The organism is Rhizobium sp. NZLR8, from assembly GCF_019685025.1.
Taxonomy (GTDB): domain Bacteria; phylum Pseudomonadota; class Alphaproteobacteria; order Rhizobiales; family Rhizobiaceae; genus Rhizobium.
This window is the reverse complement of the sequence record NZ_JABDVY010000004.1, coordinates 503118-529179: the sequence shown is the minus strand read 5'-3', so window position 1 is coordinate 529179 and position 26062 is coordinate 503118. Positions and strand designations below refer to the sequence as shown.

Here is a 26062-nt window from a genome sequence, read left to right as displayed (position 1 = left end):
AAGGCAGCCGGTCATGCTGCCGCAATTGTTGAGGTCCAGTACAAAGGACATCCGCGGCATCTGGAGATCAAGATGATCCGACCTATCCTCCGTTTCCTCAAGAGGCATTTCCTCTCCGCCTTCATCCTCGCCGCGCTGCTCGCAGCCCCGCTCGTGATACTGCACACGCTCCAGGAAAAAACAGCGTTCGAGAGCGGCCTGCTGATGGAGATCCGATGACCGGGCGGACCTCAGGCGATTTAGCCGGCTGCCTTGCAATAGGCCGAGAAGGCCTGAAGATAGGCCTGCACCCTCAAACGGTTCTCCACCGTCGCGACAGCCCGAAACACCTCGGCCGGTTCCAGCTTCATCAAAGGAAGCCGCAGAAAGATATCGTCCGCGAAGCGGTCGGTGATGGTCGCAAGGATCGTGCGCAGACCTGCCAGCATGTCATCGCCCCGATGTGATGCGTGCAGCAGTGCAACGGGCCTGTGGACGATCTGCTCTCCTGACACCAGCCAGTCGATCGCATTCTTGAGGCCGCCGGGAATGGATCGCACATATTCCGGGCTGGCGATGATCACCCCGTCGCTCCGAGCGATCACGTCGATGAAATCCCGCACCGCGGCCGGCAGGGATTCCCCCTCGAGATCAGGCGAGAATACCGGCAGGTATCCCACGCCATCGAAGATCGCAATCTCGATCTCACTTGGTGCGACGACGCTGATGGCCCGCAGCATGGCCGTATTGGTGGAATCGCGCCGAGCGCTGCCGGATATTGCGAGAATCTTCATGACCCCAACAGCGATCGATTGATCACCGCTGTCAACGCAAAAGGCTGCGGCGCCGCGCGTCTTTTCGGATGCGCGAAGGATGCCGCAGCACTTTGAATTGGGCGATTGAGTGACAGCCAAAAGCGACTTTTGCTTGCACTGGCCGAGCCCGGCGTTAGCCTGGGTTCCAATCCTCACAGCTGCCGAGTCGGCGGGAAATACATATGACGGCTTTGATCGAAGCCCGGGGCGTCAGCAAACGCTTCCGGCAGCACAAGAGATTTCCGGGCTTTCTGGGCGCGCTAAAGACGCTGGTGACGAGCGAATATACAGAGGTTCTGGCCGTTTCCGACATCGATTTCGACGTCGCGGCCGGCGAAGCTGTGGGGTATCTCGGCCCCAATGGCGCCGGCAAATCCACCATGATCAAGATGATGACCGGCATCCTGGTACCGAGCGCCGGCACGCTTACCGTGCTTGGCCGCACACCGCATCTCAAGCGAATGGACAATGCGCGCGAGATCGGCGTTGTCTTCGGCCAGCGCAGTCAGCTGTGGTGGGACCTGCCGCTGGTCGACAGTTTCACCTTGCACCAGCGCATCTACGATATATCAGCCGCCCGCTATGCCGATAACCTCCGGCGCTTCAGCGAGCTGCTCGACCTCACGCCCTTTCTCGACCGCGCGGTGCGCCAGCTCAGCCTCGGCCAGCGCATGCGCGCCGAGATCGTCATGTCGCTGCTGCACGATCCGAAGATCCTCTTTCTGGACGAACCGACCATCGGGCTCGACGTGGTCGCCAAGGATGCGGTGCGGCGCTTTCTTGCGGAGATCAACCGCGAGCGCGGCGTCACCATCATCCTCACCACCCATGACCTGCAGGACATCGAAACCATCTGCCCGCGGCTGATCATGGTCGATCACTCGAGGCTGATCTTCGACGGCGAATTGAGGAGCCTGCGCGGGGCATTGGGCTCGGCCCGGCGACTGACACTCTTTGCCAGCGATCCGGGACCTTTGCCGCTCAAAACGGCGTCGCTGGTCAGCGACGAGGGCCTGCGCAAGAATTATCTGATCGAGCGCGAAGACATATCGCTGGTCAAAATCCTTTCGGAGGTGGGAAGCGAGCGCGACCTCAAGGATGTGGCGCTGCACGAGCCCGACATCGAAGAGGTCATCCGCACCTTCTACCAGGGCCGCGACGCCCGGGCGCGAGCATCATGAGCGCTTATTTCGCCTTCACCCGCAGTGCCCGGGCACGGACACCATGAGCGCCTATCTCGCCTTCACCCGCAACGCCCGGGCGCGGACACCATGAGCGCATATCTCGCCTTCACCCGAAACGCCCGGGCGCGGGCACCATGAGCGCTTATTTCGCCTTCACCCGAAGCGCCTTCCACGCGCAGCTTGCCTATCGCAACGAGGTCTGGGCCAACATCTTCGGCAAACTGGTGCAGGTCGTCGCGCGGGTCGCCATCTGGCTGGCCGTTTATGCCGGCGTCGGTGCAACCGTGGTCGACGGCGTCTCGCTGCAGCAGATGGTGACCTATGCGCTGCTCGGCGGCGCAGTGATGGGCGCCACCCGGCCTGAGAGGATCATCGGCGAGATCGGCCGGTCGCTCAAGACCGGTGATATCGCTGTCTGGTTGCTCAAGCCGCTGTCCTATCCGCTCTATCTGTTCGCCAATGAATCCGGCAGCTTTTTCTATCGCCTGGCTACGCAGGTCATCCCGACCGTCGCCTTCACCGCATTGTTTTACGGCATGCTGCCGCCGGCAAGCCTGTTTGATGGCCTGATGTTCATTGCCTTCTGGGCGCTGTCCTTCGTGCTCGTATTTTTGATGTCGGCGGTCTTCGGGCTCGTCGCCTTCTGGCTGATGACGAGTTTCTCGCTGGACTGGATCCTCGGCGCCTTGCTGCATCTCTTCTCGGGCCTGCTGGTGCCCTTCTGGTTTTTCCCCGAACCGCTGGCGACGATTGCCCGCCACCTGCCCTTCGCCTGGGTCGTCTATTATCCGAATGCCGTCTATCTCGGCAGGCTTTCGGCTGCCGACACCTGGTTTCATCTCGGCCTTGGTCTCGGCTGGGCCGGAATGTTCCTCTTGGGCGTCCTCTGGCTGTGGCGCTCAGCCTCCCGCCGCATCACCGTGCAAGGAGGCTGATCGTGCTCATTCATTACCTCCGCGTCATTCCGCTGCTGGTGCGGATGCATGTCCGCTCAAAGATGGAATATCGCGGCGCTTTCTGGCTCGATCGTTTCGCGCAGATCCTGTCCTATGGCAGCGTCTTCGCCACCATTGGCATCCTGCTCGCCCGCTTTCACACGCTGGGCGGCTGGACCTTGCCGGAGCTGGCGCTGTTGTTCAGCTTCCAGCTGCTCGCCTATTCTCTCGGCGCCGCGATGAGCTTCGTGCAATTGCGCGACCTTGAAGAACTGGTGCGACTCGGCACTTACGATACGCTGCTGGTCAAGCCATTCAGCCCCTGGGCCTATCTGGTCTTTTCCGGCCTCAATATCGGCTATGCCGGCCATGTCATCCTCGCGGCGGCGCTGATGGGCTGGGCCATTCTGTCGGTCGACTTCACCTGGTCGGTTTGGTCCGTGTCGTTCCTCATTGCCACGCTCATCAGCGCGACGCTTTTGACCGGTGCGCTGATCACCATGATCGGCGCGACGGCGCTGATGTGGGTGCGGTCCAACCATTTGTTTTCGATCTTCTTCGGCTTTTGGGAACTGACCCGTTACCCCCTTAACATCTTTCCCGGCGGCATCCAGATCACCCTCATCACCGCGGTTCCGTTGGCCCTGACCAGTTCGGTCCCGGTCGGCGCCCTGCTCGGCAAATCTATCCCGCTCCTTGGGGACTGGGCCGGGCCAGTGGCGCTCGCCGCCGGCCCCGTTTGGGTGTTGATATCGATCGCTCACTGGCGATACGCCACCGGCAAATACCAGGGCGCCGGCGGTTGACCTTTCTCGAAATCAGGAGACCGGCGCCGACGATTTTGCGCGGACCTCGAGGAACGCCGCCGTCAGCTTCGCCAGCACCGCCGAAGTGCACGTGCCGTTGGCTCCACCGATCGGATCGACGATATGGATCTGCCGGAGATCCTCCATGAATTCGTCCCAGAGCGGCGGCCCGCCTTCTTCGAGAAGCTGCGCGCGGATGCTCAGTTCCTCGCTGACAGGCAGATGGCGCCGCCCCCAGGCGCCGATCATGGCGAAGACGGGAACAAGCTGGATGGCCGGCTCCTCGAGGCTGTAGATTGCTTTCTGGCTGTGGCTCGGATCGTCCCGCTTGCTGATAAACCCGAGCGAGAGCAGGCGCTTCAGCCTGGCTGCTAGAATGTTGGAGGCGATCCCCTCCTCCGAATGGGTCAGCAGATCGCGGAAATGGCGGCGGTTGCCAAACATGATGTCCCGGATGATGATGAGGGTCCACCTGTCGCCCAGCACTTCCATCGTCAGGTTGATCGGGCAGCCCGAGCGCAGTTCGATATCCACCAGGCATCTCCTTCAAAAAACTGGTTGCATTATAGGATCACTTATGCGACAAAACAACCAGTTTTAATTTGCAATCAGATGGAGGAAACCATGTCCAAGGTTCGTGTCGCAGCATTTTCCCTTTCCGTGGATGGTTTCGGCGCCGGGCCGGAGCAAAGCATGCAAGATCCACTCGGCAAGCGCGGAACTGAGATGTTTCAATGGTTTTTCCATACCCGCACGTTTCGCGCGATGCAGGGAAAGGACGACGGCTCGCAAGGAATTGACGAGGATTATGCCGCCCGTGGCATGGCCAATTTCGGCGCCTTCATCCTCGGCCGCAACATGTTCGGCCCCATCCGCGGCGATTGGCCTGATAAGGCCTGGAAGGGCTGGTGGGGGCCAAACCCGCCCTACCATGCGCCAACCTTCATCCTGACGCACTATCCCCGCGAACCCCTCGTCATGGAGGGCGGCACGACCTTTCACTTCGTCACCGGCGGCATCGAGGACGCCCTTGAAAAGGCGAAGGCCGCGGCCGGCGGCAAGGATGTGAAGATCGGCGGCGGGGTCAGCACCGTGCGCCAATATCTTCAGGCCGGCCTGATCGATGAATTGCATTTCGCCCTCTCGCCCGTCGTGCTCGGCAAGGGCGAAGCAATGTTCACCGGCATCGACCTGCCCGCTCTCGGCTTCCGCGTCGCCGAGCATGTCGCCACCGAACACGCCACGCACATCGTGCTCGCAAAATAAACGAGCCGCCGATCGGAATCGGCATTCGTTCACACCAGCGCGTGCCGCAGGATGCCTGCGGCGGCAATGGCGATGATGACGGTCGGCAGCACGGGCAGCCGGGCTGCCGCCAGCATCGTCACCGCAAGAGCAATCAGATCCGCCGGCCGGCCGGTGACGAAGTCGGGTGCGATGACAGTGATCAATACGCAGCCCGGAGCACTCTCCATGACGATGCGCAGGCGCGGGCCGAGCGCGCGGTTGCGCAGGAAGAGATAGCCGCCGATGCGGGTGAGATAGGTGACCGTCGCCATCAGCACGATCGCGGTGAGGTAAAGCGGATCAGCCATCGGCGCGCGCCATCAGGAATGCCGCGGCAACGCCGGATAGCGCGCCTGCCGGAACATACCAGGCCCCCGGTAGCGCCAGGTAGGTTGCAGCCGCGAAGAACAGGCTGACGAGCCAGGGAAGTGCTGCTTTCGCGCCCTTCCACATGCCGGCGAGCATCACCAGGAACACGGCCGGAAACGCCATGTCGAAACCGTATTCGGTGACGTCGCCGAGGATCGGTCCGACCAAGACGCCGATGGTCGTGAAGATGACCCAGCAAAAATAGAGGCCGAGCGCCACGCCGAAGAAATAACCCAGGCTGAGATTGGCCCGGGCCTTCCTCGCATCCGCCAGTCCCATCGCCCAGCTCTCGTCGCACATGAAGAACAGCGCCATCAGCGCCTGTCTTTTCGACAGATGGCGAATGAAGGGGGCAAGTGCTGCTCCCATCAGCAGATGCCGGCTGTTGACGAGAAAGGTGATGGCGGCGATGAGAAGCACGTGCGGCGGCGAGGACCAAAGCTCCACAGCGGCAAACTCCGATCCGCCGCCGAAATTCAGCCCCGTCATCGGCGGCACCTCAACGGCCGTAAATCCCTTGCCGGCGGCCTGCGCGCCGAGCACCAGCGCAAACGGCACGAAGCCCAGCATGATCGGGATCGCCGCCTTCAGGCCGCGCCATGCCTCGGATCGCCCTTTTGCGGGCATGCTGATGTCTTCAGAGATGAGTCCGTCACCTCGGTAACCCTTGTTATCGAAAGCGTGCCGCGAACAGCGGTGCGTCGCCTGAATTATTATCGCAATCCCGAGAGCGATTGGTTGCGTTCTCAAATATGTATTGCCATTTTATTGGCATCCCGTGCCAATGACTAGCCAATCACGAGCAGAGGACGCCAATGAAGCTGGATTCCATAGATCGCGCCATACTCCGCGTCCTGCAGCAGGACGGCAGAATCCAGAACACCGAACTGGCCGCCAAGGTCGGACTGTCTCCGTCACCGTGTCTGAGGCGCGTCAGGATGCTCGAAGAAGCCGGGATCATCAGACATTACGTCGCATTGCTGGACCCGGTGAAGCTCGACATGGGCTTCAGCGTATTTGTCCGCATCTGGTTGTTGGCTCAGGACGAAGAGACGACGGCGGCCTTCTGCCGTGCGGCGGAGAAGCTGCCCCAGATCGTCGAATGCCATCTGATGGCCGGCGACTGTGATTTCATCCTCCGGGTCGTGGCTCCAGATCTGGACGGCTACAGGCGCTTCCAGATGGAACACCTCGGCCGCATCGAAGGCGTCCGCAACATCAAGACGGAAATCCCGATGCAGAAGATCAAGCAGTCATGGCAGGTTCCGGTCTGACGGCCGTGAGAAAAAGAACAAGGCGCCGGCATTCTTCAATTCGCGCGCATGTCCGTCGAGATCTACGAACGCTCCGAGGACGCATTCCTCGAAACGTTCTGTCTTGAGCATGATGCCGATCGACAAGCTCAAATTGCCAGAGGATACGGGCGTCCGGCCGGGCAGGCACCAAACCGTGTCAGAGAAATAGCGGTGGTGTAGCTGGGGAATGAGCGTAGAGTGAGCGCCATCGGCCCATCGGCATCGGCACTTCCGCTTGAGAGACCATAGGTGCTCTTGCCGCTTTTCGGATGGCACGACGATGCTCCTATCGCTCATCTCACTCAATGATGATGAAATAACAATCGTCACCGATGCAGTTCGGCTATGGTGCTGCGAGAGGAAGCTCGACATCGACAGCATCGAAGGGCGCCGCGCCATCACCATTGCCGTCGATCTCATCCAGATGAACACTGACCGCGACAGGCTTTTTACCGAGCTGTCGAAGCAGTTGGACCACCAGTAGGACCCGACGGCGGTGGCTCGAGAGGCTTAAAGTCGCTTTTCAAAAAACGTGTCGGGATATGGGTCGTCATTGAACCGGTCGATCTCATGCCAGCCGGTTCCGCGATAGAGCTGTTGCGCCTCGGAAAGCGCACTGTTCGTATCCAGACGGAGGAGCTTGACGGATAGCTCGCGGGCGATGGTCTCGGCGGCAAACATGAGGCGTGTTGCGAGCCCGAGGCCACGCGCGGAGGGGGCGACCCAGAGCCTTTTGATCTCCGCGACCTCGCCACCGCTACCCTTCAACCCGACGCAGCCGATCGGCAGGCCATCGGACAAAGCCACCAGGAACGCACCGCGCGGACGGGTCATATCCTTGGCGTCGGGATCGCGGGACAGCGATACATCGAAGCCCTTCTCAAACCGGCGTGAAAGTTCGCCGTAATATTCGCTCAGGCAATAGCTGGCGTCCTCGTGCCGAGGGTCCGTCTCCTCGATCACGATCTGGTCGCGCCTCAGCGAGGAAGCAACGATGTCCATGGCGCGTAGGAGTTCTTCCGGGCGGCGATGGCGTGCCAGAAATCCCTCCGCCTGCGCATTGGAAAGCGCTTCATAAGCCTGGAACTCGGACTGACCGATTTTGGTCAATCTGGCGATGCGGCGACGCGCGTCCTGAGGGTTCGGCACCGTCTCGATGAGCCCCTCCTCTTCCAGACTGCGCAGCAGACGGCTCATCAAGCCCGAGTCCAGACCGAGGTAATCGCGGATCACGGCAACATCCGATTGTCCCCGTCCGATCGAATTGAGCACGCGGGCAGCCCCGAGCGGACGCCCGCGCCCGAGGAAAGAGCTGTCGAGAGCGCCGACTTCGGAAGTGACGGCACGGTTGAAGCGACGGACGCGGGAGACAGGATCGCAAGCCATATTATCTGACTTAAGTCAGATAATTGATCCTGTCAATTCTGAGATCAAAAGCAGAGGTCTCGCCGGTCGGCGGTTTGCAGCCATCTTGCGGATCCCCATCCCCTCGCCTAAGGGATGGTAACGTCCCGCAAGGCCTCCCCCGTGTTCCGTTTTGCTCTCCACGTCCTGATCGTTCTCCTTCTGACGCTGCTCACGCAGATCGGCGGCATCGCCTATCTCATCGCCTTGGCCGCGTCGCGCGCCTGGGGCATCCGGCGCTTTCTGACGAAGCTCGCCATCTTCCTGTTTTGCTATGCCGGTGCGACATTTGCCGCGAGCCTCGCAGCCCCGATGGTCGGGCGGGTACCCCTCTCCTGCATATCAAGCGCCACAGACAGGCTCGTGGTCCGCTCCCCGATCTATTGCCTGCTGAACCGCAACTACGTCACCCCTCACCTGCGCGATCTGGCAAAAGCGCTTGCCGCCCACATGAACGAGGAATTTCCCGGTACCGTCACCGTCGCGCTGGATGCGAATTTCCCCTTCGTCAACGGCTTTCCGCTGCTGCCGCACCTTTCGCATGCCGACGGAAAAAAGCTCGACTTCGCCTATTATTACAAGGATGCGGACGACGCTTTCCTGGATGGCGTCACCCGCTCCCCGATCGGTTATTTCGCTTTCGAGCAGCCCGCGCCGGGGGACGAATTGCCATGCCAAGGGCGCAATGACTGGCTTACCACACGCTGGGATTTCGACGCGCTGCAGCCGTTGTTTCCGGCCTATGGCATCGAGGAGCAGCGCACATCGGCCGCGGTCGCCTGGCTGACGAGCGAAGGCGTGGCGCGCTTCGGCCTGCAGAAGATCTTCATCGAGCCGCATCTGAAGAACGCGCTTGGCATTACCGACAGCCATGTCCGCTTCCAAGGTTGCCGCGCCGCCCGCCACGACGACCATATCCATATCCAAGTTGAATGAGCGTAAGCTGCAAGGATTGAAAAGCCCTATTGCGCCACACGGACTATGTCAGACGAGAGTGGGGAGGTTTGCTCCGTATGAATATTTTCATTCTGCTGATCGGTTTTCCAGGCGTCGGCAAACTCGCGATCGCCAAAGAATTGAGCCCCCTTTTTTCCGCAAAGATTGTCGACAATCATTGGTTCAATAACCCGATACTGCGCCTCATCGATGATGACGGGACATCTCCCCTCCCAAACGGAATATGGGAATACACCGGAAGAGTTCGGCAAGCCGTCTTGGATGCGATCGTCGCCTATAGCGCTTCCTCGGCAAACTTCATCTTCACGCATGCCGGTATTGACGGCGATCAGCGTAGCATGCGCACTTTTCAACAAATTGCTGCCGCGGCTCAACAGCGCCAAGCCTTGCTGGTGCCGATCCGATTGCTCTGCGACGAGGATGAGTTGGCACGCCGCATTTCTACACCCGCACGCCGCGTCCACTTAAAATCAATAGATGTAGAAGCCTCGAGAGAACGCAGCCGACGAGCTTGCGTTCTCGATCCTCAACATCAAAATACGCTCGTCCTGGACGTAACTTTCGCATCACCGGGGGAAAGTGCGGACGCTATTCGAAACCATGTTTTGAACGCCGCATCTAGCCGGAATGTCGCAACCATCTCTGCCGCAGGTGATGGGATGGAGCAATAGGCCCTCATCGGCCCAGGGGAGACATGCCATGAAAGCCCTCTCGATCCTTTTGCTGATCGAAACGTGCCTCTATGCCACTGCCTCGCTCACCCATGCCGGCTTTATCCTCGAAGGACACGAGCATCACCAGGCGATGATTGCCGAAGCGGTGATAGCCGCCGCTCTTTTGCTCGGCCTGATCTCGCTTGTCCTGAACCGGCGATGGAGCCGAACGGCGGCGCTTTGCGCCCAGGCCTTCGCCCTCCTCGGCACCCTCGTCGGCGCCTTCACTATCGCCATCGGCGTCGGGCCACAGACCACGCTCGATTATATCACCCATGGCGCGATGATCCTGCTCCTGGTCTTGGGCATCATCTGGCTGACGAGAACCAGCAACCCTCCTCCCCGTGATTAGTGCCGCTCTCTCGCCAGCCTCACTGAGGTGCCCCTATCCCAGGCGCACCCTCTCTCCGGCCTCATCCTGAGACGCCCCGCAAGGGCCTCGAAGGACGGCGCTGGCCACCCGACGGCACCCATACGACGGGCAAGGCGCCACGCGTGACCTATCGCAGCGGCAGCTCGTAGCTTCGCTTAAGCGTTTCCATCGGCACGTCGGTCTTGACGCTGAGGACGCTCGGAATGTGGGTCAGGTGGTCGGCCTGAAAACGCCAATAGCTGTGCAAATCGGTGGTGACGATGCGAAGCACGGCGTCGCACTCGCCCGTCGTCAGGTAACATTCCATCACCTCGGGAAACCGTCTCACGGCTTCGGCGAAGCGCAGGGCGACCTCGGCATCCTGGGTCTTGAACCATACGCGGGCAAAAACCGTCAGCCCCGCCCCAACCTTTGCCGGATCCAGCACGGCGACATAGCGATCGATGATCCCGGCTTCTTCCAGCAGCCGCACGCGGCGCAGGCAGGGCGAATGTGACAGGCCTACCTCCTTTGCCAGCTCGACATTCGAAATGCGCCCGTCGCGCTGAAGTACGCGCAGAATGTGGCGATCGATCGCATCGAGTGCATCCGACGGCGAATTGAAAGCTTCCAGCGCAGAACCAAATTTCAAACGATTTTAAAAATCCCACCCGAAAAGCTAATCGATTTTAATTTTATTATTAAAATTTTCTTGTTGCAGCGCAAAAAAATTTAACCATTATTTCTGTAGACGCTCAGGTTGTTCGTTGGAGAAACTCGCATGACTGTGACATTTCCGCTATCCGAGAAGCGCGACGCAGAGTTATTGCTGAAGCACTTGACGTTGCACAAACTCAGCTGTCCGGGAAACTGTGTCGTGTCGCTCAAGGCGTACGTCGCCCACGTTTCTTCCTCTCATACCACGGCACTCGGTACCGCTCGTACCGCTTGGTAATGATCGAATGTCTTGGGCTCCTTGCCGAATGTTCGTGCCTTTCGCTTTTGCTCAAGGCGTCGACCGCCTATCTCGCTGCAGGCAGCCTCATGCCGGCGAACTTCAGGATATCCTCGATCTTCGTGTCGAGATCCGCGTCGGGTTCGACCTGGCCGTCTATCATCAGCAAGGCAAGGCCGTGCGTCAACGACCAAAGAAAGAGCGCGGCAATCGGCACATCCTCAGGCGTCAGCCGTTTTTCCAGATCGTCCTTCATCTGCCGGTAAACCCGCGCCCGCGAGGCGCGGATCGCTTCATTTCCTTTGGAATAGGCCTGAAAACTCTCCCCGAACATCAGCCGATAGAGGCCCGGATTCGCGCGGGCAAAGGCGACATATGCGATGCCGCCGGCAAGCAGGTGTCGCCGGGGACCATCCAGGGCGGCATCAATGGTTTCGCTGAGTTCGGCAAAGCCTTGTTCGGCAAGTGACGCCGCGATGGCGTCAAGGCTGTTGAAATAATGGTAGGCCGCCGGAGCCGAGACCCCGGCGCGGCGACCGATTTCCCGCATGCTGAGCGCCGCCGGGCCTCCCTCCTCGATAAGCGCCCTTGCCATCGCCAGTAACGTGGGGCGCAGATTGCCGTGATGATAGCGGGTCGCTGTTTTATCCCTAGTCATGTCTTGATCTAATCTTTACATCGTTAAAATCGTGTTTTAACCTGCCCGCGATGACAAGGGTCAGCTACGGTCCGGGCGTCGGGACCAAGGTTTACAGACAACGAGGCTTTCATGCGAGCATCGGAACCAAGCCGCACCGCGCTGGGCGCTGCAGCCTACAGGGCGGCGCACCAGAACGTCGATGGCGGCGCAATCTTCTTCGACCCCTACGCTCGCCGGATACTCGGTGAGGAGGCGAGCGCCGAGGCTGACCTGAAAGCCCGGGACCCCTCTACGCGATCCTTTCGCCTCTTCATGGCGGCACGCAGCCGATATGCCGAAGACTGCCTTGCCCTGTCCGTAGCAAGAGACGTCCGGCAGGCAGTTATCCTCGGCGCCGGGCTCGACACCTTTGCACTGCGCAATCCCCATGCCGGCCTGAAGGTCTTCGAAGTCGATCATCCTGCCACGCAAAGCTGGAAGCAGACGCGGCTGAACGAAACCGAGCTGACGCACGCCCCGCCGACATTCGTTCCGGTCGATTTCGAGCAGGAAGATCTCAAAGAGTGCCTCGTCGCGTCCGGCTTCAAGCTGGAAACGCCATCCTTCTTCATCTGGCTCGGCGTCGTGCCCTATCTCAAGGAGGCGTCGGTCTTTTCCCTGCTGCGCTTCGTCGCCGGCCTGCCGAGCGCATCCGTCGTCTTCGACTACAGCGAACCCCTCGAAAATTATTCACCCGAACGCCGTGCCCGCGCGGCGGAAATGGGATCGCGCACGGCTGCGGCCGGCGAACCGTGGCTGACACACTTCGATCCGAAGGAAATCTCCGAGCGATTGCTGAGCCTGGGGTTCGTATCTCTGGAGGATCTCGGCCCCACCGAAATGGCAAAGCGCTTCTTCGGCCTGCCAAGGGATGCACCGGATCACGGCGCTGGCCCGCACGTCATATGGGCGGGGAGATAGGAATAGTCGTAACGATTGAATTGCGACACTTGGACCTCAGCGTTGTAGAGGACAGCATCCAGCCGGCTCACGCATAACCGGCGTATCCATTCGGCAGGTCATGCGGGCGGGGATGTTAAAGCATGTCGCGGAAAAGTTTGCAGCGGTTTTGCGGCAACGACATGCGTAAAAACAAAGAGCTAAAGCGCAAGGAGGGAATCTGAAAGATCGCGACGCGCTTTAGTCACGGCAGACTGCCGTTGCAGTGCTTGCAAAAATTCCTATTCTCGGCGTCACCGATGGCGATGAAAAGCTGAGGCATCCGGTTTATTGCGATAGGAATTTTAGATCACATCATGACGACACTCAGCCGCCCTGATCTCAGCGACATCAACCATGGCGACTGGGTGGATCGCCGATTACCGGCCGCATGGCGGCCATACACGCGACTGGCGCGGCTCGATCGCCCGGTCGGAATCTGGTTGACGCTTTTCCCATGCTGGGCCGCCCTCATCCAGGCATCGCACGGTCTGCCGAACTTCTTGCAGTTGGCGATCTTCTCTCTCGGCGCCGTGCTGATGAGAAGTGCCGGTTCCACGGTCAACGACATCGCGGATCGGAAGTTTGACGGCCATGTGGAACGGACTCGCTTCCGGCCCCTTGCAAGTGGGGAGCTCCGCACCCTGCACGCCTTCGTCTTTCTGGCCGTGGAACTCGTGGCTGCGGCATCGCTTCTACTCTTCCTGACACCCTATACGTGCCTGGTGGCAATCTCGGTTCTGCCGCTGGTCTTCATCTACCCGCTCTGCAAGCGCTTCACCCACTGGCCCCAGGCCGTCCTGGGTGCAGCGTTCAATTGGGGGATGCTGATGGCATGGGCCGAGCTTGCAGGCCATATTCCGGCCGGCGCCGTCTTGATGTGGGGCGGGGCCATCGCCTGGCAGATCGGTTATGATACGGTCTACGCCTATGTCGATCTGAAGGATGATACCCGCCTCGGCCTGAAGTCGACGGCAATCCTGTTCGGCAGGCACGGCAAGATGTGGATCGGCTTGTTCTATGCTCTGGCCGTCGGGGCCTGGTCGCTCGGCGGCTGGCTGCTGGACATGTCGCCGCCTTATGCAATCGGAATGCTGGTCATCGCCGCTCATCTCGCCTGGCAGACCCGGCGGATCGACCTTGCCCGCCCCGACCTGAATTACCGCCTCTTCCTCGCCAATATCCTGACGGGCGTGCTACTCGCCTGCACGGCTTTGTCGGGCACATTTTGACGAGGTCGAGACCGTGAGACCAATGACCTATCTGAAACAGGGCATGCTCGCCGCGGCCATGATGCTGACAGCAATGATGATGTCCCCACATCGAGCGCATGCCGGACAATGCGAGCGGGAAACCTTTGAAGATGCGGCATACGTCGTCTGCACGTTGGACCTTGAAAAAGCCGACCTCCGCCTGTTCTGGAAGGGCGCCGATGGCGCACCGTACCGCACCTTTTCAAGCCTTGCCGAAGCCGTTCACGCGGCGGGGAAGACGCTGGTGTTGGCCGTCAACGCCGGCATGTACCGGGCCGATTTTTCGCCGATGGGACTGTATGTCGAAAACAGCAGGGAATTGAAACCCGCCAATACCGCAAAGGCCGAAAGCTCCGCCAGCCAGGTACCCAATTTCTACAAGAAGCCGAACGGCGTGTTCTTTCTGAGTGAAACCGGCGCAGGCATCCTCCCTACAGATGAATTTCTGAAGCTTGCGCCCAAAGTGCGGTTCGCTACACAGTCCGGCCCGATGCTTGTCATCGCCGGCACGCTGAACCCGATCTTCATCCCAGGCTCGACGGATCGAACCCGCCGAAGCGGTGTCGGCGTCTGCGCGGCCGGCACGGTTCGCTTGGCGATCAGCGAAGACGGGGTGAATTTCGACGATTTCGCGCGGCTCTTCCGCGATAATCTGAAATGCCCCGACGCCTTGTTTCTCGATGGCGGAAACGGTGTCGGGCTTTACCATCCGGCAATGGGCCGCAACGACCGCTCCTGGCACGGCGGTTACGGCCCGATCCTCGGGCTTGTCGAATAGAACCGGTATTCATTGAGGCGGGCGTTGAGCCTTGTGCCTCATCTATCATCCGGCCGGTCACCAAAAAACCTTGCCGTGGCCGTGATCAGCCGGTCCAGCATATCGACGTTCTTACAAGTGTTGAAAATGTGATCCATGGGAGCCTCCCAAACTTGGTGTGCCCCCTTATGCGCCCGAGCGAACTTTGCCGCTGTTCCCACAGGAATGGCGGTATCCAGGCTGCCTTCGGCAAGGAAAACCGGTCCATCATACTTAGCAATCTCGTCCAGCGGATCCAGGCTTTCGACGTCGGCAAAGAAGTCATGGCCGAGAGTCATGGACGAGCCCCACGGAAGTTGAAGCTTGGTGGGCGATCGGTTTTCGAGCGCCCGTTCATACACATCACGCCCAATCAAGGCTGGAAAGGATAGTTTCGGCTCGCCGACAGGGGCCCAGAGCGCGACCGCCGCTGGTCGATTTGTTCGGCCCGCCGCCACGGCAGCAACCAGGCCACCCTGGCTCCATCCCAGCAGAAAGATGGCATTCGGACCACCCGACGGCAGATCGCTGACGAAGTCCATGGCGGCGATGCAATCCTCGATTTGGCGATTATATGTCGTGTCCTGAAAGCGTCCGCCGCTTTCGCCGACACCTCGAAAGTCAATCCTTAGGCTCGAAAAACCGAGAGACGCGAGCTTCTCCGCCGTATGCGTGAAGATACCGGTGCCGGTCTGAGAAATCATGAGTTCGTGCCGCGTTCCTCCGAACCCATGGAGAAGCACGACAATCGGTGCGTTTGCCGAGGCCGTCAGACGCAATGTTCCGACAACATGATCCCCACCGACCTCAAAGTTTACCGTTGCCTCTGCCGCCATTGCTTCCTCCGAACCTCCCCGTCAAAGCCTATCCCTTCCCCGCACGTGTCATTTCGGCGCGCATCCAGCTCGAGTCACCCCAGGTGGAGAGCCAGATCATCAGATCGGTCAGAGAGCCGATGATGGGCAGGAGCAAGGCGTGGTTCAGGCCCCGTCTCCTTTGACTGTCCTCAGCCTTCCTCAGATGCGCCAGCTCCTGTTCCTGTATCGAGGCGATCAGGGCGTGAAGCTCGGGATCGCGCTTGGCGAGGAAGGCCAGTTGGTCTTCGAGATGGCGGTGGACCGTGCTTTCAACGGCCTCTGTGCAGATCCAGATCATGTTGCGCCCGCCAAGCGCCGTCAGGATGCCGAGTACGGAACCGCCGAGGCTCCAGAAGGCCATGACGCGGCAGGGCCTGGCGCGCCTTGCAGGCATTGCCTCGCGAAACAGCCGGCAATGGTCGATCTCGTCCTCACGCATCTCTTCAAGCGCCGGCACGATGTCGGGAAACAGCCGCCGGGCCATCAGGATCTGGGCGCCATAGATCCTGATAGCACCGAACTCGCCCGCATGGTTGACCTTGAGAATGCGACGGATGGTGACATCGGCGTCGCGCATTCCCGAGTTGCTCGACGGATTGATCATGACCACCCTGCCCCGGTTCCCTTGCAGGCAATAGGCAGGAGTGCCGCCGTGATCGTCAAGGGTGCGTCGACTCAGTCTGCCGCGACAAAAAATTCAACGACTCAGTCAGCCCTGGGTGAGGCCGGAAATGCTTCAACGATGTCTTCGGGAATGAAGCCGCCGGTCTGGCGTTTCCACAGGCGGGCAAACAGGCCGTCGCCTTCGGCTAGTTCGTCCGGACTGCCCTCCTCCACGATCCGCCCGCGATCGAGCACGACGATCCGGTCCATCCTGGCGATGGTCGACAGCCGGTGGGCGATGGCGATCACCGTCTTTCCCTCCATGACGAGGTTCAACCGCCCCTGGATGGCGGCTTCGGATTCGCTATCGAGCGCGGAGGTCGCTTCGTCGAGCACCAGGATCGGCGCGTCCTTCAGCAGAACGCGGGCGATAGCGACACGCTGGCGCTGGCCGCCGGAGAGCTTGATGCCGCGGTCGCCTACGAAGGCGTCATAGCCCCTGCGGCCCTCGCTGTCAGTCAGATCAGCGATGAAGGCATCGGCGCTCGCCATCTTCGTCACCCGTTCGATTTCGTTCTGCGTCGCCTCTGGACGGCCGTAGCGGATATTGTCGCCGACCGACCGGTGCAGCAGTGCGACGTCTTGCGCGATCACCCCGATCGCGCGGCGAAGGCTTGACTGCGTGACCGCCCGGATGTCTTGCTCGTCGATCAGGATCGAGCCGTCGCCGATGTCGTAGAAGCGCAGGAGCAGATTTGCGAGCGTGGTCTTGCCGGCGCCGGAGAGGCCGACCAGACCCACCTTCTCGCCGGGCCGGACCGTCAGCGACAGGTCGTTGATGACAGGCTTGCCTGACTTGTAGGCGAAGTGGAGGTTCTCGAAACGTATTTCGCCGCGCTGAACACTGAGCTCGGTCGCATCCGGCCGGTCGGTGATCGTCGGAGGTGTGGTCATGACGGGCATGGCGTCCTTGATCGTGCCGATAGCCTGGAAGATCTGCTGGCCCATCTGGAGGAAGACGAAGATCTGCGACGACAGCCGGTTGAGGATGTAGACCGCGCCGACGAACTCGCCGACCGTGAGGAAGCCTTTGACAAGGCCGGAAAATCCGATCGACAGCATGGTCAGCCACAGCAGCGTGTTGAGAATGACGACAGTCACTTCCGACGACCGATAGATACGCTGTTCGCTGTGCTGCGTCTGCACGGTCCTCTGGATGATGCGGCGGATGGCGCCGGCCTCGCTGTCTTCGGCCGCAAACTGCTTGATCATCTGCATGTTGGTATAAAGATCGGTGATGGCGCCGGCGACCAGGCTGCGCTGCTTGGCGGTGCGGCGCGAGCGCTGGACGAAGGTTGGCACGATCCTGGCGGTGAATGCGATGTTGAGCGCGATCCAGACGACGACAGGCAGGGCAAGCTGCCAGGCGAGTGCGCTCAGCAGGATCACAGAGCCCACCAGCTGCATCAGGAAGCGCGGGATGGACTGGAAGCCGGCAAGGATCTGCTGCTGGACGGCGGAGGATACCTGCGAGAGGCGTGAGGCAACCTGGCCGGCATAGAGATCATGGAAGAAGGCAAGGTCTTGCCGCTCCACCGCCTTATGTCCCTGCCATTGAATGGCAGCCGGCATGCCGATGCCTAAAGTATGCGAGTTCAGCGTATTCAGCATGAACGACACGATCGGCATGACCGGAAAGATCAGGAAGCCGAGAACGGTCAACAGCAGCCATTCATTGTGCAAGAAGGCGGCGGCGCCCTGTTGCGTCACGCCATCGACGATGACCGAAAGCCCCCAGACGATCGTCAGGTTGATCAACTCGAACACCATGGAGCAAAGCGCTAGCGCGATCAGCACGCCACGGAACATCGAGATGAAGTGCAGGAGCACCGTCACCGGACCTTTGGAAGGCAGCGGCCGGTAGGGAATGTCGAGCGGCCGGATCAACGTTTCGAAGGGACGGTAAATCGCATCGGAAATCGACATGGGCCGCTCGGATCAAAATTGGGAGGAAGCGTGGACTCGGACTACGCCAAGTCGTATGGGATCATCTTTTGGCCGCCATCTCAACTAGAACTTTTATAAATTGACCAAACGGGAATATCGCCAAAACAGAGCCTGGCGAGCGCGGGAAAGCGAGCGCCCGAAAGCCCCAATTGCGGTCGTCGCGCCATTGAGGCAGGATGCTGTCCTTGAACAAGAAGCAGGATTGAACCGACGCTCATGCTGACGGGCTCATGTCATTGCGGCAAGGCGAGTTGGACACTTAGAGGTGATCCCGGCTCGATCACCGCCTGCAACTGCACTCTCTGCCGCCGCTACGGCACGCTCTGGGCCTATGATTACGAAGGAGAGCGTATCGCTCTCAGCGGAGAAACCGCCTCCTATACCCGCTCCGGCCGGGAGACCTCGTCCCTCGAAATCTTGTTCTGCCCATCCTGCGCCTGTGTCTTGAGCTGGCGCGGCCTGCGGCTTCAAAAGGATGGCCGCCGGCGCATGGCGGTCAACATCCGGCTTGCGCCGCCGGATCTGGTCGCCGATCTGCCAATCGATCACTTCGACGGCCTGGATACGTTCGAAGATCTTCCGTCCAAAGAGCGCTGCGTGCGCGATCTCTGGTTTTGACAGCCTGTCCCGTTTCCGAAGGACCCTGGAAATGTAGGTCAATCTCACCGGACCCGACACTCCGGAAAACCTACTGCGTGAAGGTTCAGCCGCGCCGAGCCGCCTCGAGCGCCGCGACGTCGATTTTCCTCATGGTCATCATCGCATCGAAAACCCGCTTTGCCTGGTCGCCACCTGCCGCGAGCGCTTCGGAAAGGATACGTGGCGTAATCTGCCAGGACACACCCCATTTGTCCTTGCACCAGCCGCACTCGCTCTCCTGGCCGCCATTGCCGACGATGGCGTTCCAGTAGCGGTCGGTTTCCTCCTGGTCGTCGGTTGCAATCTGAAATGAAAAGGCTTCGTTGTGTTTTAACGCGGGACCGCCGTTCAGGCCGATGCAAGGAATACCCGCAACGGTGAATTCAACGACCAAGACGTTTCCCTGCTTGCCATCCGGATAATCTCCCGGTGCACGAATGACGGCGCCTACGGCACTGTCTGGAAACGTCGCGGCATAAAAGCGGGCAGCCTCCTCGGCGTCTTTGTCATACCATACGCAGATCGTATTCTTCGCCATTGCGCGGTCCTTTCGCTCTTCGTTTCGCATTTCCTTCGTTAGATATGAGGCAAACCGTCTTTCTCCAGCCCATGGTAGCAATTTCTGGGGAAGGACTGCCGAGCGCTGCCAAGCGGACGCAAAGAGCCGATAAAAGAGGGCCTGGCTCTCCCGGATCGCGCCAATTGCAGTCATCATTGATCTGTAGCATGAGCGAGCTGCTGCACCGTCCTCTTCGCTTCAATAAACCCCTCATTGTTGCATTGATTTGCCTGGAACAACGCTGATGATTTTCCTGCTTCGCCATGGCGAGACCATTTGGAACAGCTTAGGCCGCTTCCAAGGCCAGAAAGATTCATCCCTTACGGAGCGCGGTATCGAACAGGCCGAACAGGCGGCGAAGCTTCTGAAAAAGGAAGTCGCAGGCACCGAGCGTTCATTCCAACTCCAAGTTAGCCCGCTAGGTCGAACGAAAGAGACTGCGGCTCGAGTGAAACGGATATTGCCTTTGGAATCCCACCAGGAACCGCGGCTGATGGAGGTGACCATCGGCTGTTGGGACGGCATGACCAAGTTCGAAATCGACAACGAGTTTCCGGGAATGCTGGACGGGTCCGACGCTTTTGATTGGTATTTCAAATCTCCCGACGGAGAAAGCTTTGATGCTGCCTGTGCCCGGGCGAAGGACTGGATCTCAGGCATACGCGGACCGACAGTCGCGATTTCTCACGGGCTGTTTGGCAGATTGGTCCGCGGTGTCTATTCTGGCCTTTCAAAACGAGAGATGCTGGAACTGCCCGTTCCCCAATACGGATTCTATCGCCTTCGCGACGGCGAGTTCAGTCTGGTAGGCGCTTCGGCCGAAACGATATCCGACGTCGTTGCGTAACAAGGGTTCATGCCTGGTGACCGCCGCGGCCCGCCAAAATTCATTGCGGATTTATAGCGCGGCTCAATGTCGGAGATCGACACCTCCGACTTGCAGCAGCGTCTCGGGCACGCCTCACCCCTCGAGGCCTTGCTGGCCGCCTCGGGGTGAGGTTCGACACGACGTGGCTCTAAAACATATCCCGGCCGTCGCTGCGCGGGTCGCCGGCAACGCGATGCGGTTCGTAGAGCCCGCTCCGCGCCTTGCGCCGCCAAGGACGGGAAAGATCGCCGGGATTGTCGTCGATATCGGCGACCGATATCGCGGCCGTGCCATCCGTAGGGCATTGCGCCGCCCATCGGCCGCCAGGCGCGACGATCGCTGAAGAAGCAGGATCAGCCTGACCGGGATGGGCGGGGATCGAGAAACTGACCCAGTAACTATTGCTCGCCGCATGCCCTTGCGCCTCTGCGGCGAAAGACGGTTCAGTAGCCGGTGAACCGCCTGTCGTCGAAAACAGCACGCAATGGACGTCTAGCCGCTCGTATTCGCTAAAAATCTCTGGATAGTGGCATTCCATGCCGAGCGCGCAGCCAAAGCGGATGCCGTCGACCTCGAAGGTCACAGGAATCGACCCCGGCGTGTACATGAAGGAAATTTTGGTGTTGGACAGCAGGCGTTCGTCATAGCGCGTCACCAATTCGCCGTGGTCGGAGACAACATAGAGGCTGTTGTGCGGTCGATGCGGTTCCGTCAGCGGATGTACTGAGCCGATGACCGTCCAGAGCTCGAGTTCGCGCGCCAGCCTGCGCGTTGCATCCAGTTCCTCACGCAGCACGGCCCATTCGAACCGCCGCCAATCGGATGGCCCGATCTCTCGCGGCCCGATTTCCGACATGATGCGCTTGTTCGGCGCTGACGTCGCACCTTCGGGAAAGTGCACGAGCCGTGCCCCCGCCTGCCGCGCCTGCCGCATCAGCAGGCGAATCTCCTGACCACTGCGGCGGAGCTTGTCGATGTCACGGGGATCGTCTGCATGAGTGGTCTGCGCCACAGCGAGACGCAGGCGCCTCACCTCGGGCGCTACGTCTTCCGCCGAGCTGGGCAGCAGATGCATGCGGGCGGTGGTATAGGATTCACCCGTCTTGGCGGCGCGCGCACGCACCCGCCGCTTGAAATTTCCATTCTCAGTCATATCAGGGCCTCTCACGTTCCGGACATCGTTCCCCAGCAACAGGCCCGAAACATCAGGACCAAAGTAACGACCCGAGACGAAAACCCCTTTGCCTCCGGTTGAAGACCCTGCTGGGGAAGGTCTGGGGAGGTTCGGCGTTAGGCCACGCCGAGTTAAAGATGCCGAGGCGACCGCGATTCGTCAATTCGGGGAGCGGCGGGGATCCCTCGGCGCCGAAGCCCCTACTTCGGGCCTGCCTTGATCCACTCGCCACGGCGGATCGACGCGGTTCGATCCGGCGAAATAAAGGATGATGCGATTGCTGCCGGGGTCGAGCAGCTCCGCCTCGCGCCAGAGCCAGCTCTTGTCCTCGGGTCCGCTCACAAAGTGAAGGCCGGCCTCACTAAGGCGGCCGACCGTCTCGTCTAGGTTCTCACACTCGAAATAGACTGTGGTTCCCCCACCGCCGCTTTCACCCTGATGCAGGGAGAAGGTGCTGTCCCCGTCGGGACAGACGAAGCGCGCATACCGAGGACGGGCGTCGACGACGGGCCTGAGACCGAGGACGCAGTAGAAGTCCCAGCCCGCATCGAGGTCAGGCATCGTAACGGTCACCTGGTTCAAGCGCATGATCTTTCCTCACCGGTCGAGTTCGCTCAAAAGTATGCGCCGCTTCTGGCACCAAGAAATTCATAAAAACAGAGACCTAAAACCATCGCATGAATCATATTCTAGACGACACGCTTTTTGTGTCCTCGACACAAAACTCGTGTCAGACTGCTCAAGCCACGGGTAAGCCTGCGCGCCGATCGAGAGGGCAGAAGCCATGCACAAGTTCACCGTATCAATCACCCGGGAGATCGAGGCAGATACTGCCGAGGAGGCTGCACTGCTCCTATATCAGGAACTATCAAGAGGACCGGTCCCTGACCGCTATGCGGTCACCGACGAGACAAGGGTGACCAGGGAGGTGAAGCTGGATCGGGAAAAGGCCGATGAATTCGCCAGCATTGATCACACCGCCGACCCCGGCAACTGGTAACGTCAGGCAGCCACAGGAGACCCGGCTTTGCGCCGGCAGCCGAATGCGGTAGTTGCAAATCCCCTTCTCCGGCGCGAATGCCGGATGCAAACAGCCCTCCCGTCGGAAATATCCCAGCTAGGAAAGACCGTGAACTCATCAATCAAAATAGCCGTCGCTGGTGCGAACGGCCGCATGGGTCGTGCCATCCTGCCGCTGCTGGCAGCCGATCCGACTTTTGCGTTCGTCGGCGGCATCGGTCGTGAGGGCTCTGCAGGCGCCGGGCTGATCGACCGATCGGATGCGATCGCGGAGGCCGATGTGATCCTGGATTTCACGACGGCAAGCGCTGCCGCCGAACTTGCCGGCTTGTGTGCATCAGCCGGCGGTCCGGCGCTGGTGATCGGAGCGACGGGTTTCGAGCCGGATGACCTCGACCGGATCGCAGTGGCTGCCCGGACGATTCCGATCCTGCGCTCTGGTAATTTCTCCATCGGTTTGAACATGCTGGTCGGTCTCGTCGCTCAGGCAGCCCGCGCCCTTCCCGCGCATGGCTGGGATATCGAAATCCTCGAGGCCCACCACAACAGGAAGATCGACGCGCCGTCCGGCACGGCACTGATGCTCGGCGAAGCGGCCGCCGAGGGCCGCGGCGTTTCCCTGGCATCCGTCGAGCGGCGCGGGCGCGACGGCATCACCGGCGAGCGGCCGCCCGGCGAGATCGGCTTCGCCGTCTTGCGCGCCGGCGGGCTGGTAGGAGAACACAGCGTGCTGTTTGCCGCCGCCGAGGAAGTCATAACACTTTCGCATTCGGCTCTCGATCGCGGCATGTTTGCCCGCGGCGCGCTTGCCGCCGCCCGCTGGGTCGCAGGACGCGCGCCCGGCGAATACGGCATGCGGGATGTCCTGGGTCTGGAGTGAAGGAGCGAATGGACAGGGTGAACAGAGGCTTGAAGCGCGTCCTTGAATCAGATTCTGAGCACATCTCTGGTTGCCGCACGGCCAGACGTTGGAGGATGTCGTGCCCTCTTATTTGACGTCGTAGATATCCCTGCCTCGCCTCTTACTCAACGATAACATGAATAAAAACAAACGCTTAAAGCCGCGCCCCCCGAATCAAAGCCTACACCGACACCCCTAACCTATCGAGGATTGCCGAGGCGACGACGACTTCGGTTCCGGCCAGGCCGACCGAGCAAAACAGCGTCGTCTCTCCAAGCGATCCTCGCCCCGCCGTCCTCCCGGCAATGATGTCGGCAAGGTCGGCCAAACGATCTTCGTTGCCGGAACCGGCGAGGAAAAAGGGCGAAGCGTAGGCGTGGGCCTGTTCGGGAGAATCCGTCGCGATTACCGCTGCGGCATCAGCGACATCCAGGCCGAGCTCGTATCCCCGAAGCGTTTTCGGGCCGACGGTGTTGACATGCACGCCGGGCTTCAGATCCCGCGCATGGACGACGGGCGTTTGGCTCGTCGTCGCGGAGATGACGATGTCGGCGTCATCGACGGCTTCGCAAGCGTTACCGACAGGGTCCACCTCCAGCCCCAGGGCGTGCTGCATTTCGGCCGCGAAGGCGGCGCGATTTTTCTCGTCGCGGCTATAGACGCGGGCACGGTCCAGTTTTCGAACGGCGGCGGCTGCGGCAAGCTGAGTTCGCGCTTGCGCGCCGCTGCCGAGGATCCCAACGATCCTGGCATCAGGCGCGCTGAGATGGCGGATGGCGAGACCTCCGATGGCGCCGGTCCTGAGGTTGCCGAGGCGTTCTCCGAGGACGATGCCCTTGAGCCTGGCATCGTCGGCCGACCACACCGCGACGATTTGCGAATGCTCCGTCCCGCCGAATGTTTCATAGACCCGAAAGCCCGCGAGCGGTTTGTCGCCAAGGATACCGCCGACGGTGAAGACGAGATCGCCTTGATCGGGAAAGGACACATGATGCCGGGGCGGAGAGACCAGCCGATTGCCGGCTCTCGCGAGAAAAGCGGTCTCGAGCGCATCCATCGCCACGCCCATCAACGCACTGCCGGCCAGATCCTCGTCTCTCAGAATCTTCGTCACGGCAAACCTCCAGCCCAAAGCATGTCGCGCAAAAGTGTGCAGCGGTTTTGCGGCAACGACATGCGCAAAAACAACGAGCTAAAGCGCAAGGAGCGATTCTGAAAGATCGCGACGCGCTTTAATGCCGGCATCCTGCGACCCCAACCGCGCTTGAGGTCAATAGATGAGGTAAAGGGGTTTGAGCTGAATTTCCCCGTCAGGCCCAATCGACCAGACGGCGAGCCATTATAACGTCGTCGATCTCCCTGCCCTCCTCCAGAACCCCGCCGGGGATCCTGCCGATCTCGGAGAAGCCCTGCCGCTGGTAAAAGCGGATTGCCGCGGGGTTTTCCGCGCTGACGAACAGTTCCAGTTGCCGAATGCCGAAGTCGCGTGCGTGATCGGAAACCGCCTCCAGCAGCTTTCCAGCGAGACCCGTTCCGCGCAGGTGGGCGCGGATATAGACCATGACGATCGTCGCGCGATGGACCATCTTGCTCGAGCGCTGCCGCAGCAGGCCCATTATACCGACGGGCTCATTATCCTGAAACGCAATGAAAACCGGCTCGTTCAGGCGATTGCGCCACTCCTCGTCGGGCAAGATCTCCCAATCTTCGTAGCGGCTGGCAAAGGAGGACGGCTCGGCGCGTAGCGCTTCCAGGCGAATACGCCGGAAAGCCTCCACTTCGTCTGCCTGGATAAGCCTGATCGTCACGCCGCTCGCATCCATCGGAGACCTCCTCGGATATCTCAGCTACGTCATTACAGAGGGCTCCGGCCGATGCAAGCCGACGCGATGACTTCGATTCCTGCTCCTATTGCGCCACCCCTCGCGCCAGCGCCAGAGAGAGCGTCATCCTGAGGCGCCTGCACGGCTCGAAGGACGAGGCGGGTGCACTGACGTGGAAAGAATGCAAGAAGCCGCTGCGGTATGTCCATCGAGGCTCCGCCCTATGGGCTACGCGCCTCAGGATGCGTTGGAGGATGCCGCGCATATGCTAGCCGGCGCAGAAGGATGCACGCGCCTCCACGGAGACCTCACTCTGAGTCGCGCCCCGCGAGAACCTCCAAGGGCGAGGCCGATGCTCCGCTGGCGATTACTCCGCCGAAGTTCCGACCCGGCCGCCCTTCCGGACGCCCGATTGATTGAATGGCATGACCACCGGTTGGTTCGATGGCCGGAGGTCCCATTGATCCGGCGGCTGGACGGCTGGTTGGTCGGTCGCCGGTTCGCGCGTCGACCGAACGACCAGCTCATCCGGCTGTTCGCTCGGCCCAGTCGCCAATTGATCGGCTAACCTGGTCGGCGATTGATCGGCTGACCCAGTCGCCGGCGTATCGGCTGACCCGGTCGCCGATGTAGCGGCTGACCAGGCGGTCGCTTGATCGCTGAGTCTGTCCATTTTGAAGGGTGCAATCTGATGGATGAAGACGAGAAGAATTATCCCGACCATAGAGCACACCAGCGCGTAGACAACGAAATACTTCAATGCATATCCCTCGCTGATTGGCAGAGCGGCCTTGACAGCGGCGCGAATGATATTTCCACATTATTGAATGATACTTGGCAAAATGCAATAGATTTTAAGCATACGTTTAATAATTTCAGAAATGAACAGCAGA

At 60.4% G+C, this 26062-nt stretch carries 32 protein-coding genes; 17 read left to right on the top strand and 15 right to left on the bottom strand.

The window, feature by feature from the left end; all coding sequences use genetic code 11:
* Positions 1-72: 72 nt before the first annotated feature.
* Complete coding sequence (locus tag HJB89_RS13030) at positions 73-219, top strand: hypothetical protein (RefSeq protein WP_207580884.1); 147 nt, start codon at positions 73-75, stop codon at positions 217-219.
* Between the two features lie 20 nt (positions 220-239).
* Here HJB89_RS13030 and HJB89_RS13025 read toward each other — a convergent pair whose 3' ends face one another.
* Positions 240-773, bottom strand: coding sequence for an NADPH-dependent FMN reductase (locus HJB89_RS13025; RefSeq protein ID WP_207580885.1), 534 nt, complete (start codon positions 771-773; stop codon positions 240-242).
* Positions 774-976: 203 nt separating this feature from the next.
* Between HJB89_RS13025 and HJB89_RS13020 the strand changes: the two genes are divergently transcribed.
* The 3 genes from HJB89_RS13020 (at position 977) to HJB89_RS13010 (ending at position 3719) form a co-directional block, all read left to right on the top strand.
* Complete coding sequence (locus HJB89_RS13020) at positions 977-1975, top strand: ATP-binding cassette domain-containing protein (protein WP_221149994.1); 999 nt, start codon at positions 977-979, stop codon at positions 1973-1975.
* 137 nt (positions 1976-2112) lie between these two features.
* A complete protein-coding gene (locus HJB89_RS13015; RefSeq protein ID WP_221116788.1) occupies positions 2113-2913 on the top strand; it encodes an ABC-2 family transporter protein in 801 nt (266 codons plus the stop codon).
* 2 nt (positions 2914-2915) lie between these two features.
* Complete coding sequence (locus tag HJB89_RS13010) at positions 2916-3719, top strand: ABC transporter permease (RefSeq protein WP_221116787.1); 804 nt, start codon at positions 2916-2918, stop codon at positions 3717-3719.
* A gap of 12 nt (positions 3720-3731) precedes the next feature.
* Here the strand turns inward: HJB89_RS13010 and HJB89_RS13005 are convergent, their stop codons facing one another.
* Entirely contained in the window at positions 3732-4253 is a 522-nt protein-coding gene (locus HJB89_RS13005; RefSeq protein WP_221132837.1) for a helix-turn-helix domain-containing protein, read from the bottom strand.
* 90 nt (positions 4254-4343) lie between these two features.
* Here HJB89_RS13005 and HJB89_RS13000 point away from each other — a divergent pair, with 90 nt between their 5' ends.
* A complete protein-coding gene (locus HJB89_RS13000; RefSeq protein WP_207580890.1) occupies positions 4344-4985 on the top strand; it encodes a dihydrofolate reductase family protein in 642 nt (213 codons plus the stop codon).
* Positions 4986-5014: 29 nt separating this feature from the next.
* Here HJB89_RS13000 and HJB89_RS12995 read toward each other — a convergent pair whose 3' ends face one another.
* Both HJB89_RS12995 and HJB89_RS12990 read right to left on the bottom strand, forming a co-directional pair.
* Positions 5015-5314 (bottom strand): AzlD family protein, encoded by a 300-nt coding sequence (locus HJB89_RS12995; protein ID WP_207580891.1) that lies wholly within the window; start codon positions 5312-5314, stop codon positions 5015-5017.
* Complete coding sequence (locus HJB89_RS12990) at positions 5307-6002, bottom strand: AzlC family ABC transporter permease (protein ID WP_221149992.1); 696 nt, start codon at positions 6000-6002, stop codon at positions 5307-5309. The genes HJB89_RS12995 and HJB89_RS12990 overlap by 8 nt, the downstream gene beginning before the upstream one ends.
* Before the next feature lie 188 nt (positions 6003-6190).
* Here HJB89_RS12990 and HJB89_RS12985 point away from each other — a divergent pair, with 188 nt between their 5' ends.
* Both HJB89_RS12985 and HJB89_RS12980 read left to right on the top strand, forming a co-directional pair.
* On the top strand, positions 6191-6649 hold the full coding sequence (locus HJB89_RS12985; protein WP_207580893.1) for an Lrp/AsnC family transcriptional regulator: 459 nt from the start codon (positions 6191-6193) through the stop codon (positions 6647-6649).
* A gap of 301 nt (positions 6650-6950) precedes the next feature.
* Entirely contained in the window at positions 6951-7154 is a 204-nt protein-coding gene (locus HJB89_RS12980) for a hypothetical protein (protein WP_207580894.1), read from the top strand.
* Positions 7155-7180: 26 nt separating this feature from the next.
* Here the strand turns inward: HJB89_RS12980 and HJB89_RS12975 are convergent, their stop codons facing one another.
* Positions 7181-8056: a helix-turn-helix domain-containing GNAT family N-acetyltransferase gene (locus tag HJB89_RS12975; protein WP_207580895.1), complete on the bottom strand. Its 876-nt coding sequence runs from the start codon at positions 8054-8056 to the stop codon at positions 7181-7183.
* A gap of 141 nt (positions 8057-8197) precedes the next feature.
* On the opposite strand from HJB89_RS12975, the gene HJB89_RS12970 reads away from it, so the two are divergent.
* From HJB89_RS12970 to HJB89_RS12960, 3 genes are all read left to right on the top strand, one after another.
* Positions 8198-9010, top strand: coding sequence for a hypothetical protein (locus tag HJB89_RS12970; RefSeq protein WP_221116783.1), 813 nt, complete (start codon positions 8198-8200; stop codon positions 9008-9010).
* 77 nt (positions 9011-9087) lie between these two features.
* Positions 9088-9702, top strand: a complete 615-nt coding sequence (locus HJB89_RS12965; RefSeq protein WP_221149991.1) for an AAA family ATPase — start codon at positions 9088-9090, stop codon at positions 9700-9702.
* A 28-nt stretch (positions 9703-9730) separates the two neighbouring features.
* Positions 9731-10096 (top strand): hypothetical protein, encoded by a 366-nt coding sequence (locus HJB89_RS12960; RefSeq protein ID WP_207580898.1) that lies wholly within the window; start codon positions 9731-9733, stop codon positions 10094-10096.
* A gap of 148 nt (positions 10097-10244) precedes the next feature.
* On the opposite strand, the gene HJB89_RS12955 is transcribed toward HJB89_RS12960, so the two are convergent.
* Positions 10245-10748 (bottom strand): Lrp/AsnC family transcriptional regulator, encoded by a 504-nt coding sequence (locus HJB89_RS12955; RefSeq protein ID WP_246762671.1) that lies wholly within the window; start codon positions 10746-10748, stop codon positions 10245-10247.
* A 370-nt stretch (positions 10749-11118) separates the two neighbouring features.
* Complete coding sequence (locus HJB89_RS12950; RefSeq protein WP_207580899.1) at positions 11119-11709, bottom strand: TetR/AcrR family transcriptional regulator; 591 nt, start codon at positions 11707-11709, stop codon at positions 11119-11121.
* 111 nt (positions 11710-11820) lie between these two features.
* Between HJB89_RS12950 and HJB89_RS12945 the strand changes: the two genes are divergently transcribed.
* The 3 genes from HJB89_RS12945 (at position 11821) to HJB89_RS12935 (ending at position 14700) form a co-directional block, all read left to right on the top strand.
* Entirely contained in the window at positions 11821-12651 is an 831-nt protein-coding gene (locus HJB89_RS12945) for an SAM-dependent methyltransferase (protein ID WP_221149989.1), read from the top strand.
* Between the two features lie 335 nt (positions 12652-12986).
* Positions 12987-13901 carry a 4-hydroxybenzoate octaprenyltransferase gene (gene ubiA / locus HJB89_RS12940; RefSeq protein ID WP_207580901.1) on the top strand — a complete coding sequence of 305 codons (915 nt, stop codon included), beginning with the start codon at positions 12987-12989 and terminating at the stop codon, positions 13899-13901.
* A gap of 22 nt (positions 13902-13923) precedes the next feature.
* Positions 13924-14700 (top strand): phosphodiester glycosidase family protein, encoded by a 777-nt coding sequence (locus HJB89_RS12935; protein ID WP_207580902.1) that lies wholly within the window; start codon positions 13924-13926, stop codon positions 14698-14700.
* A gap of 38 nt (positions 14701-14738) precedes the next feature.
* On the opposite strand, the gene HJB89_RS12930 is transcribed toward HJB89_RS12935, so the two are convergent.
* The 3 genes from HJB89_RS12930 to HJB89_RS12920 all read right to left on the bottom strand — a co-directional run bounded on the left by HJB89_RS12930 (position 14739) and on the right by HJB89_RS12920 (position 18164).
* Positions 14739-15554, bottom strand: coding sequence for an alpha/beta hydrolase (locus HJB89_RS12930; protein WP_207580903.1), 816 nt, complete (start codon positions 15552-15554; stop codon positions 14739-14741).
* 28 nt (positions 15555-15582) lie between these two features.
* On the bottom strand, positions 15583-16179 hold the full coding sequence (locus tag HJB89_RS12925) for a demethoxyubiquinone hydroxylase family protein (protein ID WP_221141439.1): 597 nt from the start codon (positions 16177-16179) through the stop codon (positions 15583-15585).
* A gap of 101 nt (positions 16180-16280) precedes the next feature.
* Positions 16281-18164, bottom strand: coding sequence for an ABC transporter ATP-binding protein (locus HJB89_RS12920; protein ID WP_207580905.1), 1884 nt, complete (start codon positions 18162-18164; stop codon positions 16281-16283).
* Between the two features lie 237 nt (positions 18165-18401).
* On the opposite strand from HJB89_RS12920, the gene HJB89_RS12915 reads away from it, so the two are divergent.
* Positions 18402-18803 (top strand): GFA family protein, encoded by a 402-nt coding sequence (locus HJB89_RS12915; RefSeq protein WP_207580906.1) that lies wholly within the window; start codon positions 18402-18404, stop codon positions 18801-18803.
* 85 nt (positions 18804-18888) lie between these two features.
* Here HJB89_RS12915 and HJB89_RS12910 read toward each other — a convergent pair whose 3' ends face one another.
* Positions 18889-19362, bottom strand: coding sequence for a VOC family protein (locus HJB89_RS12910; protein ID WP_207580907.1), 474 nt, complete (start codon positions 19360-19362; stop codon positions 18889-18891).
* A 265-nt stretch (positions 19363-19627) separates the two neighbouring features.
* Here HJB89_RS12910 and HJB89_RS12905 point away from each other — a divergent pair, with 265 nt between their 5' ends.
* The gene (locus HJB89_RS12905; RefSeq protein ID WP_207580908.1) at positions 19628-20230 is read left to right on the top strand and encodes a histidine phosphatase family protein; all 603 of its coding nucleotides are present in this window, start codon (positions 19628-19630) and stop codon (positions 20228-20230) included.
* A gap of 169 nt (positions 20231-20399) precedes the next feature.
* Here HJB89_RS12905 and HJB89_RS12900 read toward each other — a convergent pair whose 3' ends face one another.
* Together HJB89_RS12900 and HJB89_RS12895 are read right to left on the bottom strand one after the other, a co-directional pair.
* A complete protein-coding gene (locus HJB89_RS12900; protein WP_207580909.1) occupies positions 20400-21404 on the bottom strand; it encodes a carbon-nitrogen hydrolase family protein in 1005 nt (334 codons plus the stop codon).
* A 180-nt stretch (positions 21405-21584) separates the two neighbouring features.
* Entirely contained in the window at positions 21585-22013 is a 429-nt protein-coding gene (locus HJB89_RS12895) for a VOC family protein (protein WP_207580910.1), read from the bottom strand.
* A gap of 196 nt (positions 22014-22209) precedes the next feature.
* Here HJB89_RS12895 and HJB89_RS12890 point away from each other — a divergent pair, with 196 nt between their 5' ends.
* Positions 22210-22425 (top strand): hypothetical protein, encoded by a 216-nt coding sequence (locus HJB89_RS12890; RefSeq protein ID WP_207580911.1) that lies wholly within the window; start codon positions 22210-22212, stop codon positions 22423-22425.
* 129 nt (positions 22426-22554) lie between these two features.
* A complete protein-coding gene (gene dapB, locus HJB89_RS12885) occupies positions 22555-23325 on the top strand; it encodes a 4-hydroxy-tetrahydrodipicolinate reductase (RefSeq protein WP_207580912.1) in 771 nt (256 codons plus the stop codon).
* Between the two features lie 202 nt (positions 23326-23527).
* Here dapB and HJB89_RS12880 read toward each other — a convergent pair whose 3' ends face one another.
* Complete coding sequence (locus HJB89_RS12880) at positions 23528-24460, bottom strand: ornithine cyclodeaminase family protein (RefSeq protein ID WP_221149986.1); 933 nt, start codon at positions 24458-24460, stop codon at positions 23528-23530.
* Positions 24461-24656: 196 nt separating this feature from the next.
* Positions 24657-25169, bottom strand: a complete 513-nt coding sequence (locus HJB89_RS12875) for a GNAT family N-acetyltransferase (protein ID WP_221141426.1) — start codon at positions 25167-25169, stop codon at positions 24657-24659.
* Between the last annotated feature and the right edge of the window lie 893 nt (positions 25170-26062).